Consider the following 892-nt stretch of genomic DNA (forward strand, 5'->3'; position numbering starts at 1 on the left):
GCATTATTCGTGAAGTGGACGTCGAGCCTGCCTTTTGGAGCATGTTTAAGAAAAAGAGTTAAGAAAAAGGGAAGAGGATGAGACTTGTGTCTCATCCTCTTTCTTGTTTTTTTGTTGAAGACAGGAATTTTATGGAATATAACGCATAAAGGGAGTAGTTTTAAAAAAAAGAAGATACAAAACCGTATTTGGAAGTAGGTTTGAGATATGGTACAATATCGAATAAAGTCTCTAAAATAAAAGGCAATAAAATCTAATGGCGAACTGAAGAAAAAGCCTAAGGAAAAGACTTGGGAAATTGATATCACTACTAAAAGCAAAGAAGTACAAAAATAAAAAGTTGGAAATTGCTTCATCTTTTTCCCGTGTATCATTATAGATAAGAAAAAACCAACAATAATGTTGGTACAGAAAGGTGAAATCAATAATATGGCCATTCAGTGGTTTCCAGGACATATGGCTAAAGCCAGAAGACAAGTAACAGAAAAATTAACGCTAGTAGATATCGTTTTTGAATTAGTTGATGCCAGAATCCCGCTTTCCAGCCGCAACCCCATTTTAGACGAATTAATTGGAGAGAAACCGCGCATTGTAATTTTAAATAAAAGCGACTTGGCTGATGCTGCTTTAGTTCAAAAATGGGTAGCATATTTTAACAATCAAGGAATTTCTGCTGTGCCGATCGTAGCTCAAGAAGGTATTGGGATGAAGAAAGTAATGAGTGAGGCCAAAAGATTATTAAAACCTAAATTTGATCGTATGGCAGCTCAAGGGCGAAAGCCACGAGCTATCCGAGCAATGAGTATCGGCATTCCGAACGTTGGGAAATCGACTTTGATCAATCGATTTGTCAAAAAGAACATTGCTAAAACAGGGAACAGACCGGGTGTTA

General features: G+C 36.8%; 1 protein-coding gene. It reads left to right on the top strand.

Going from position 1 to position 892, the window contains the following annotated elements; translation table 11 throughout:
* Positions 1-429: 429 nt before the first annotated feature.
* A partial coding sequence (gene ylqF / locus RT405_RS10435; protein WP_313469562.1) for a ribosome biogenesis GTPase YlqF occupies positions 430-892 on the top strand: 463 nt, incomplete at its 3' end.

This window comes from Carnobacterium sp. (assembly GCF_032094055.1).
Lineage (GTDB): Bacteria > Bacillota > Bacilli > Lactobacillales > Carnobacteriaceae > Carnobacterium_A.